Source organism: Halomicronema sp. CCY15110 (assembly GCF_016888165.1).
In the GTDB taxonomy this organism is placed as follows: Bacteria; Cyanobacteriota; Cyanobacteriia; order Phormidesmidales; family Phormidesmidaceae; genus Halomicronema.
In genome coordinates this window covers 1-10,471 of sequence record NZ_JACSWC010000208.1, presented here as the reverse complement: position 1 = coordinate 10,471, position 10,471 = coordinate 1, and the positions used below count along the sequence as shown (strand labels likewise).

Genomic DNA, 10,471 nt, shown 5'->3' with positions numbered 1-10,471 from the left:
TGCCGATCGCGCTTTGCCGACGACTCATCCGCCTATGTAGTTGTCGCGACACGCCTATGTACTTGACATTTAATAGTATTGGTCGGAAAAGCCTCATCCGTCGCCGTTGCGGCCTTTTCCAACCACTGCTGCACATGGTGAACGAAGGCCGTCGGCTCCACTGGCAAATTCACCTGCTGACCATACGTCTCGATCTGCGCGTCATATTCCTCCCAGGTCACCAACTGACTGTAATAGTCGCCGTACTCGGCACTCCCCGCAATGTACAGATCGCCCGATTGCAGCTCCAACAGGATCTGGGAGAAGACGCAAATCTCAAACTGTTGGCGGTGCAATTGCGTGGGCGGTTCCGAGCGTTGTGAGGACGATTGTCCCGTCACGAGTTGCCACCATTTAGACGGAATCCAGGAGCATTCTAAGGCGGTCGTCGATGATGCCGTACTTGAGTCATCAGGCTGGGGCATCGCCAACCAGGTGCTGCGGGCTGTGCGATGTTGACGAATAAAGTGAATAGCAGCCTCCAGTTGCTGATCCTGAGTGCTGGAATGCAGCGGCACCACGTCGAGGAAGCGGAATAAGGTGGCTCGATGGCTCTTGTAAAAGCGTTGCAGGAACGGCAGGTAATTATTGTCGGCATAAGCCATATGGGCATCACAGTGTTCCAGTAAGGTCTCAGCTTGAGGGCCTAAGACCGTTTCGATACCGGCTAACCGTTCGGCCACGGAGCCTTCCTGTTGGTACGCGACGATGACGTCCCGCAACGTCGTCACCAGGGTATCGGTCCGCTTTTGAGTCTCTTGGCGATATTGCACCAGGGCCTCGCGAGCATTGTGGTGCATCTTTCGCAGCCGTTTGATCAACATCTCGGCCAAGTCATCCAAGGTCCGCGCATGTTGCACCGACAAGAGGGCTGCCGCCAGGGTGTACCGCCTGTGGGGAGCCATTTCCCGCATCTGGTTAGCACTCAAGGTTTGCGCTTCCGCCGCAAACTGTTTCAGCTTCACCCATGGCAGAGCCTTCAGGGCACCAGTGGCGATCTGCCAGTCCTGTAACCAGTGGAGTCGTTCCACCAGGGCATGTAGGTGGCTCAGCATGGGCTTGCCCGGTTCTTGTTTCAACCGATTCCACAGCGTGGTTGCCGTCTCCTCCCGGATGAAGAGCCGGTTCAATTTCAAATAGTCATCGGTGCTCAGGGCGGCAAAAACTTGCTGGTAAAACCCTTGCGTCACCGCTGTGCGGACCTGAAAGGCTGCGCGCTGCAAAGTGCTGAAGGCGGGCAATTCAAACTTTGCTTTGACCAGTTCTTCGATGGCAACGTTAATCAGGTCGGCCAGGTCGTGTTTGGTCTGAGCCGCGGCTGTCATCGCCTCCACCATGACGGCTTGGGCCGCTTCCCCATAAGCCGTCACGCCCAGGTAGTCGCGAATCATTTTGAGATGGCGGCGACGACTACCGGAGCGGTCATAGTTTTCCAAGGCTGCCGCCGAGACGGAGACTGCCGCTGTGGTGCTGATGTGCCGAATAATGCTCGCTGGGAGATCCTTCATCAATACTGGGTAACCCAGTCGCTGAAAGGTTTTCAAGAGGAGCAGGAAGGCGACTTTCGTCACCCGGCTGCGAGTCATCCCTGCGGCTAACACCACTTCTTCCTCGGAAGGCGTGTAGACAGTCGTCAGCGCTTTGGCGGTGAGTTGATGTTTGAGCCGCGGGTAGGCGGTGTCCTGAATGCTGGTCATAGCTGGGGGCTTCGCAGACTGCCCAATCAGCATGTGGGATAGTGACCCCTCTGTCGTTAGGGTTGATTGATAAGCATTGATGATGGTTGAAAGGGGCACTAAAAGTTGCCCGACACGCAACTATTCAACGACCGCATCAGGGTTAGAACCTTAGATTTTTGACTGAAGAATTTCCTAAGCGCGATCTGCTGCAAAATTTAGGCCAATACTGGTCCAAAGTCTCTATTAGGCCGATTTCGCTACATAAGACTAACTGATGATTAAGGTGTTTTGAGGCGGTCAACCAACAGCGGCTGTGAAAGGGGAGTCTACATGGCCAGATGAGGCGGAAATGAACGTGCCGAACTGAAAAAATCGCCTAAATTGAAGCCTGAAACATCTGACATATAAGCATTTCAAGAGATGTGGCCCATTTTTACATGAATCGGTGCCATACCCCCACCAGAGTAGTGATATACCCAGCTTCACCATCCTTCCCGCTCAGGTTTTCTGGGTCTGGTGGGACTTTGATGTGTTAGCTGGGGGCCTATCCTCGCTTCGCTCGCTACGACCTCCAGCTAACTTTGAGAGTTTGAGGCCTTCAAGGTCGCAAAGTCATGCTCGATTGTGTTGAAATCCGGGGAGTAAGGCGGCAGAAATAACACCTGATGCCCAGCAGCTTCGGCAATCTTGGTGACCTGCTCCGGTCGATGAAAGCGAGCATTATCGAGAATCAGGAGCGACCACGGCGGCAAGACAGGACAGAGATGTTTCTCTAACCAGGTCTCAAAGACGATCTCTATTTACTGCGCGAAGACAACATAGCAGGCTCCACCCAGGAGAAAGGTGATCGTTGCCCCAATGGTGACGCCTTTTGCTTGGGCCGTCTTGCCCCGCCGTTCTAGATACAGTATCAGCGGCACTGCGTAGAACAACTGCCAAAAACCGAAGCCCATCGCCGCGTAAATCCAGATAAAAAGAACCGTCATGCCGGCGGGAGAAGTCGGTATCAGGCTGGCAACGATGAAGCCGAGAATGAATAAGCTGACAATAGCGATGATGTGGGCCAAAATCAATATGCCGCATCCCTGGAGTGCGAGATCGGTTTCGTTGGGGTCAGAGTTGCGGGTCATAGATTAGATTCGGCATTCTGGGTGTTTGGAAATTTCGGAGTATCCGAGACCAAGGTACAGGGACAAAACTAGGGTATGGCACCGATTGATGTAAAAATGGGCCACATCTCCTGAAAGCTATATAGACGAATGTTTTTAGAAAATGAAGTTGGCCCTCTTTGGCATTCATTGAGTACTTTTTGCCAATTTCTCTAAGCTTGGCCCATTTTTTTGAGTTGACTGTATAGGCGTCTAAGCTTGCCAGCCTGCTTTCGTTGCTTTAAACGTTCATCGGCTTCTTTGAGGATTGTTTGCATAAGGTCAGGATTGCGATAGCAGGCCAGGTAGCAGGCTTCCAAAAAGGTTTCTATCGTCACACCAGTTTCGTTGCAAAGATCTTGAAGAGCATCATCCAGTGACTCCTCTAAGCGAATGTTGCGACGAGGAGCGACTTTAGGCAGCTGCTCTAGTTGCTCTTCTAACTCTGCTGCTGGTGACAGAGTCGGTTCAGCAGCCTGCTCTGTCCTAGACTCTTGTACAGTTTCTGATGACTGAGAAGCGGTAGCAGATGACTCCCTAGAATCTTGAGCAGATAGCGACGTATCGCGCTGCACCACTGGCCGCTGATTTCGGTTTTTGATTCGGGCCAACATATCGCTCATGGCTTCTGTCCTATCAGTTCACAAATTCGCTTTAGCAAAACCTCAAAGGGGTATTCCAGGTCCGGCATCCCCAACTCTGATAGGGTGACGCCCTTGCTGATGGCCTGTTTGTAGCGCTCAGACTCCCGGATCGAGGGCAGCATCAGCTCTGCGCCGACTTCGTTAGCTATTGCTTCAATACACATTCGGCTTTCCTGCGTTTGGTTTGCTCCTACCCAGCGGTCTCGGAAGGGTATAACGCCAAGGATTTTTGCGCCTGAAGCACCGATTTCTTGTAGCTCGTTCACGGCATCCATTGTTCGGACAAGGGAACCATACCCTTTTACAGTGGCCTCACAGGGAATGACTACTTGCTCAGCTGCCCCAATAACCGACTTGCAAATCTGGCTCCGTTGAGGTGGGCAATCAATCACGCATATATCGAAGGAATCTTGTGATGGTTCCAAGCGCTTCTTCAGCAGTATTGCTCCGACTCCACTACTGCTGAGGTAATCCTGCACACCGTCCAAACCATCATCTGACGGGATGATGAACAGGTTATCGACTTGGGTGGGATAAATACCTTCTTCTAAAGACACCGTTCCTTTGAACACTTCTAAGAGTGTTGGCTCATCTGGGGCCACGTCATGCCCAAGGAAAGTTGTCAGATTACTCTGTGGGTCTGCATCGATCGCCAGCACCGTATGACCAGCCGCAGCAAGATACTTACCTAATAGAACAGAGGTTGTGGTTTTACCCTGTCCGCCAGACAAACTCATACAGGCAATTTTCAGCATACTAAGCCCATTTGGTTAATGACATGATTGGCTCATGCAATATTAACGTCATTAGTTAAAGGTGTAACTAGGTTAAAGCCTAATTGTGTAATTACACAATTAGGCTTTAACACAAATATATCTGTATTATATGAGTTCATGGTGTAAAGAGATAAAGGCGGCACTGCTGCGATTTGAGTCAATTTTGCGTTTCTGTGCTTCTTTCTGATGCCCGTTAACTCCTGAATGGCTTGTGCAGCAATGCTTTTATTTTTAAGGCTCGGTTATTAGCTTTGCTACTTTATGGCCTATGGTCTCGATAAATAGTGATTGGTTCTAGTCTGTCGAGGAGTCTTGACTGTGAGCGATAAGAATGACAATCCCTCATCACAAGATTTAGAGCAGTTGTCTCTGGATGTAGGTGATAGCGATCTCGAACGTGCTCAGTACCGTCAGATCTTAGAAGACGTGGTAGGGCTTTTAGAGTCCAGTCGCCGCGCTGCTGCACGGTCTGTTAACTCGATTATGACAGTAACCTACTGGAAAATTGGCCAGCGCATCTTTGAGCATGAGCAGCAGGGGCAAGAGCGTGCCGGTTATGGCGAATCCCTGGTCAGACGTCTCTCAGAAGATCTCTCAAGGCAGATGGGACGTGGATTTTCTTTTCGTAACCTAGCCCAAATGCGTCGGTTTTACACGCTTTGGCCAATTGTGCAGACACCGTCTGCACAATCTGAATTGGAGTTTCTGAGCCAGCAGTTTCCCTTGCCCTGGTCGCATTACGTCAAGCTCATGTCGGTTAAGTCCGAAGCTGCGCGGTCTTTCTATGAAGCGGAGGCTCTGAGAAATGGCTGGTCACTTAGGCAGCTTAGCCGCCAAATTTCAACCCAGTTTTATGAGCGTACCCTTTTGTCTCGCAATAAAGCGGCCATGCTTGATAAAGGCGCACAGCCTCAGCCTGGAGATGCCCCTCGCCCCGAGGAGGAAATTAAGAATCCCTTTGTGCTGGAATTTCTGAATCTCAAGGATGAATACTCTGAAAGTGACCTAGAAGAAGCGCTGATCCGTCACATTGAGAACTTTTTGTTGGAGTTGGGGAATGACTTCACGTTCATCGGTCGTCAGCGGCGTCTGCGGATCGGTGATCAGTGGTTTCGTCTTGACTTACTGTTCTTTCATCGGAGGTTGCGTTGCTTGGTCATTGTGGATTTGAAACTGGGTGAGTTTACCCATGCAGATGCTGGCCAAATGCATCTGTATCTGAACTATGCCCGTGAGCACTGGACATATCCAGAAGAGAATCCGCCAGTGGGGTTGATTCTGTGCAATAAAAAGGACGAAGCCGTAGCCAGATACGCTCTGGAAGGCTTACCCAACAAGGTGATGGCAGCAGAGTATCAAATGACATTGCCGGACGAGGCAACTCTGGCAGCAGAGCTAGAGAAGACACGCAAGCTGTTAGAAGGATTCCAGGAAGGACCACCTAGCGGTTGAACATAGTTATGCGGATAGTTCCTGCGTTGCTTTCAACGTGAACTGATCGCGGAGGACGGGGTTATAGCCCCTCATTATTATTTATTGAGTCACGCTCTAGCAGGGGCCGTCGAAAACGCCGCCAGAATGAATCCTCATTTTGCCCTGGCACGGATTGCGTTTCCCATAATTCCTGCCTTCCCCACGTCCGGAGGGTAGTGTATGTTTTTGGGTAAGCGGATCCATGAGCAGTGCCAGCCTGCTGCCCTCTCGAAGTGAGATCGCCAACGTCTCAACATGAGTCTCAAAACTCCGAAAAGCGCTTGGCCTAAATTCGGACTAGCGAAGATTTTGTAGTACGGCTGGAACGCCGAAAACTCATGAGACTCACCCCTGCCGCGATCGCCCTGGCCCACCGCTGCAAATCCAGGCGGGTGAAGGCTGAGCGCGATCGCCCCCGATCTGAGGAGTTGCCTCGGAGAGCAAATATTCTGGGTTGGATTTTGCGATTAAATCCCAGCCGCTTGAAAAATGGCCTCGGCGGTGAGGGTCAACTCAGGAAAAGTCATTGAGATGACGCGATCACTACCACGAAATTGCTGAAGCTGATATTCGCCATTCTCCAGAGTGTAAATCGAAATCGTGGGAGTCTTGGGTGAGCCGATGTAGCGTGTCGCACCGACTGCCAAGTAATCGACGATCCAATACTCCAAAATGCCGAGCGCCTCATACTCGGCCAGCTTATAGAGATAGTCGTCCCGCCAGTTAGTCGAGCTAACTTCTACGGCGAGCTGAATGGGTTCCTCCAGCGCGGCATAGGCTTTTGGATCAGAGGTCCAAATAGCTTTGTCGATCACACTCACATCGGGGGTACGACCTTGTACCAGGCCGTCATCACGTCGGGTTTTGACGGACGCAAACCGCGAAACTTTGTAATTGAGCTGGTCGCGCCTGACTTCATCGCGGAAGGCATCATAGATAAAGTCGGCCACATCATCATGGGCGCGGGTTGCCATCAGTTGAACTCGTTCCCCATTGACTAATTCATAGCGATTGCCATCCTCTGGCATTGTTTCCAGAAATTCTAGAAAGCTGAGGGGTGGGGCGAGGGCTTGAGTCATGGCAATTGAGGGGCTCAGCTAACAGTAACCACGGTACGAAGTGTTTCTAGTGTACTGACGAAGGCTCTCTCTATGCTTTCTGATGCAGTGACTGAATGGAGATGATGGCTTGCAGGTTAACTTAGTGTGCCAGTTGCCTGAATCCTTTGAAACCTCGTGGAGTTGTGATCGCTGGCTAAAAGCCGTGCGATCGCCCTCCTCGCCTGGTCTACACGCCTCTAGTGGCCACCAGATTAGTTGCGGGTGTCGCAGCTATTCGATCCGGTTAACAACCGTTGAATGCCTCGCAGGTAAAAGACTTTGGCTTATTGTCAGTTAATGTGAGCTGAATGTCTTGTTTGCAAGTTGTTCGTACGTAATCTGATACGGTTTCAGTTTTGAAATGCCATAGATGGAAACCTGACTATCGCCAGTTAGACATGGCCTATCGGGACTCTGCTCCCAGTTCCAATGTGGGGCGTCCCAAAACTGAATTGGTATGAGCCCATTCGCAAATAGTGTGAGCGGAGGCATCCTCTTATTAGCATTTAATCTGGGCTCAAGATCTCCTTGTTTGCGAGCATAGCGCTTCTAGTTTGCTCTATGCCTTGCTGTAGAGCAACGCTGCCTGATGAAATTCATAGGTATGGGGGGAAACGGGGACAAAGGGGCCTTGGTCGCGTGGTTTGGAGTGACTTGCTATTGTCAGACAAGATATATTAAGTGGCTCCACTGATGTCGACGAAATGTACAAATCGGAGACCAAAATAGACTAACTGAAACAGTGCAACCAAAAAACTAGCCCTCCCAATTTTTTTGAGAAATCCCCTGCTGCTGTAAAAGCCTACAAATGATGCAACAACTACTGAAGCAATAGACAGAAGGATTCCGATGAAAGATAGGACAGTAAAGAGCGCAAGTAAATCACTATCTATTACGCTCAAAGTATCACTTTCTATCTTGTATAGTCGTCCTTCAAAGCCAATCCAAAACATGATAAAAAGACAGAGAATGTTATTAGAAACTAGCAGCATTGAAACTGCATTCGCTATCATCGCTCACCTCTAAGAAGTTGTTCTAGGTTATGCTCACTGACTCTGTCTTGAACAGCTGCTCGTCCATATCCACCAGCAAATCCAAATTCCCAGAGTTCATCTATCGTGTAGCTCGTTCCTGCGTTGTATGCTCCAGCTATTGTCATCAGATCCCTTTCGCTCAACTCGAAACCGTCCTTTTCCGGGAAATATATATTCCTTATGTCGGACAAATGAGCAGCCGCTATGAGTATATTTTCGACTGGGTCTATGAGAGAGTCTATAATTGAAGCTTTTACTTCTGGCTCCAGGTCTTCAGGATCACCATAATATCTCAAAGTACTTGCTGCGGTCGCTATTTGGATACTCATATTTCCGAAGGATGTCGTAGTTGGAGGATATCCGACTTGACCTGGAATATTACCTGTACCAGGAATTCTTCTTACGTTATAAACAAGTGAATCCTCTGCACCTAAACCGCCACCAACTTCTATATGGGCAATTCCAGCGATTAAGATATTCGGTATATCAAAAACAGCAGCAGCCGTATTTATCGCATTTCGATAATCATAAATCCATTCATTCTTGAAATCGTTGATTTAATCGATCCCCAATTGCCATCTAACCAATCCTAGTAGATTCCAATCAACAGCATCATCAGGAATCTCAATGGTGTCGGATAAATCATTGATCTGCTGATGAAAATTTGAGAGAAAGTTATCTTCAGACGCCAAAAGCAAAGAATTGTTTATGAGCGTATTAATATCTTCAGCGATTTGGCTGAGTTCACTATCAGAACCTGCTTTCAAGATTTCCAAAAAGAGTTCATCCCCATTCACTTCTGCTTCTTTTCCACGAATTACAGAGGAAGTAAAGGAAGTCCCTTCAACGAAGAATTCATTTATTGCGAAATTGTTCTGGATAGTTTCTTTTGTGGCGTCAGTTTCATTGAGGACAAAAAACAATTTACCAAGGTAGTCAACACCTATCGTAGAATCAATCGCTACTTCACTAAAGTCAGTGAACTCTTCTTTGAACTCATTAATTGTGCTTTGTTCAAGGTTTCCTGCTTTCCAAATAGTATTGGTAAAGAAATCAAGAACCGTAGTACTTTGGAACTGTTTAGGATCTTTTTCCTCTTCTTCTAAACCGGCAGCCCAATCAACAGCAGCATCAAAGAGTTGCCAGCCATTTTCATTGAATTTCTCAAACTGAAAATAAGGTATGAAGGCAACCCGACGCTCTGGAGCAATCTCTCCATTAAGCAAATTAGCGCCTTTCTCATAACCTAGTATGGGGCTAGATTCCATGCCTGAGCTGCTGCTAAATGTAGCGATTTCTACAGCGTCTTCTGTTGGACGCAAGATATGAACACTGCCATTGCTATCTGGATTAAAGATTTCTACATCTCCAGAAAACCCACCGGCCAAGGGATGGTCTGGAGATGAGATGGTAATGGTATCACCACGACCACTCACTGCAGAATTACCGCCATTAGAGCCCACAGGCCGAATGTCTAGCTCGTCTAGCATGATCGTTTGAAGGGAAATTATCGGGACGGCTAGATCATCCAGAACAGAGTCGCTGCTAAAGATATTGCCGGTGATGATGACTAATTCTTGGTCCTCCACATCGCTTTTTTGAAAATGCCCCGACCACTTCGAGGTGACATTAAAGCCATCGGCACTTAACCGATCCACCATGAGCTGTTCTCCAGGCGTGAGCCGGTACTGGCTCACCAACAGAACATCAATGTCTTCTACTGGTGGAGGGCTGCTACTTCCACCACTGCTGTCGCCAATGTTCTCTTCTAACTGCGGGTCAAGTGCTGCATAGACGCGAGCCAACTGCGTCATTTCACCGAGCAGTAGGGCATCCTCCTCCCGTCCAAAGCCCTGAAATTCATCCGTCAGTGCCGTTGCCTTAAGCAGATTTTCCTCAAAATCAAGTAACTGCTTCCGCTTTTCCGGGGTGAGATTCAAGTCCTGGATGCCCAGGTTCGGCAAGATACCGATATAGCCCAGGCGCGACCAGAGGTCACTGATCGTCTTGACCCGTTCGGCCTCCTCTTTCGCCAATGCTTCCGATTGCGTAAACGGCCCAGTGACGAAGATATCGCTAAGGTCGTCTACCGATTGAGCACCGACTGCCGCTAAGAGCACCTCAAAAACTTCTGGGTCGTCAGTGTAGCTAAAATCTCCCTTGGCGACTCCGAGTGCACTGTCCGCCTGGTCGTGATAAAAGAAATTAACATTGCCAAAGGCCGTTTCAATCGTCTTCGGCTTGTGGACAAAAGTATCCCCAGCTAAATCCACCCGGCCATAAATAACCCGAAAGCCATTGCCATCAATGGATTGAATATAAATGCCTTCCTCCGGGGGTGGAGTCGGATCACCCGGATTGCTGGGACCGCTACTGCCCAAGCTGCCATAGTTCAGGCCTATCCAGGGACTAAAGCCCGAGCCGCCGCCCCCATAGCCCCCACCAAAGCCGCCAAAACTACCCTCACCGCCGCCCGAACTGGGACGGCCATAACGGGGCAGGATATTAGACGACAATGAGCCTGTCGGCTGACGACAACTAGAGAGGCGGATTTATTGATTTCGTCATCTGGATCCAA

The 10,471-nt window shown here is 49.4% G+C and carries 9 protein-coding genes; 1 reads left to right on the top strand and 8 read right to left on the bottom strand.

Going from position 1 to position 10,471, the window contains the following annotated elements; all coding sequences use genetic code 11:
• Nucleotides 1-32: 32 nt before the first annotated feature.
• The 5 genes from JUK32_RS07375 to JUK32_RS07355 all read right to left on the bottom strand — a co-directional run bounded on the left by JUK32_RS07375 (nucleotide 33) and on the right by JUK32_RS07355 (nucleotide 4,265).
• The gene (locus JUK32_RS07375; RefSeq protein WP_204138210.1) at nucleotides 33-1,736 is read right to left on the bottom strand and encodes a DUF4158 domain-containing protein; all 1,704 of its coding nucleotides are present in this window, start codon (nucleotides 1,734-1,736) and stop codon (nucleotides 33-35) included.
• A gap of 557 nt (nucleotides 1,737-2,293) precedes the next feature.
• Nucleotides 2,294-2,512 (bottom strand): transposase, encoded by a 219-nt coding sequence (locus tag JUK32_RS28675; protein ID WP_375541555.1) that lies wholly within the window; start codon nucleotides 2,510-2,512, stop codon nucleotides 2,294-2,296.
• A gap of 6 nt (nucleotides 2,513-2,518) precedes the next feature.
• A complete protein-coding gene (locus tag JUK32_RS07365; protein ID WP_204138208.1) occupies nucleotides 2,519-2,848 on the bottom strand; it encodes a hypothetical protein in 330 nt (109 codons plus the stop codon).
• 191 nt (nucleotides 2,849-3,039) lie between these two features.
• Nucleotides 3,040-3,489 carry a hypothetical protein gene (locus tag JUK32_RS07360; protein ID WP_204138207.1) on the bottom strand — a complete coding sequence of 150 codons (450 nt, stop codon included), beginning with the start codon at nucleotides 3,487-3,489 and terminating at the stop codon, nucleotides 3,040-3,042.
• Nucleotides 3,486-4,265, bottom strand: coding sequence for a ParA family protein (locus tag JUK32_RS07355; RefSeq protein WP_204138206.1), 780 nt, complete (start codon nucleotides 4,263-4,265; stop codon nucleotides 3,486-3,488). Before JUK32_RS07355 ends, JUK32_RS07360 begins: the two co-directional genes overlap by 4 nt.
• A gap of 390 nt (nucleotides 4,266-4,655) precedes the next feature.
• Here JUK32_RS07355 and JUK32_RS07350 point away from each other — a divergent pair, with 390 nt between their 5' ends.
• The gene (locus tag JUK32_RS07350) at nucleotides 4,656-5,738 is read left to right on the top strand and encodes a YhcG family protein (protein WP_375541554.1); all 1,083 of its coding nucleotides are present in this window, start codon (nucleotides 4,656-4,658) and stop codon (nucleotides 5,736-5,738) included.
• Between the two features lie 488 nt (nucleotides 5,739-6,226).
• Here JUK32_RS07350 and JUK32_RS07345 read toward each other — a convergent pair whose 3' ends face one another.
• The 3 genes from JUK32_RS07345 to JUK32_RS07335 form a co-directional block, all read right to left on the bottom strand.
• Complete coding sequence (locus tag JUK32_RS07345) at nucleotides 6,227-6,838, bottom strand: Uma2 family endonuclease (protein ID WP_204138204.1); 612 nt, start codon at nucleotides 6,836-6,838, stop codon at nucleotides 6,227-6,229.
• A gap of 1,030 nt (nucleotides 6,839-7,868) precedes the next feature.
• A complete protein-coding gene (locus JUK32_RS07340) occupies nucleotides 7,869-8,222 on the bottom strand; it encodes a hypothetical protein (protein WP_204138203.1) in 354 nt (117 codons plus the stop codon).
• Nucleotides 8,223-8,450: 228 nt separating this feature from the next.
• Nucleotides 8,451-10,409, bottom strand: a complete 1,959-nt coding sequence (locus JUK32_RS07335; protein ID WP_204138202.1) for a hypothetical protein — start codon at nucleotides 10,407-10,409, stop codon at nucleotides 8,451-8,453.
• Between the last annotated feature and the right edge of the window lie 62 nt (nucleotides 10,410-10,471).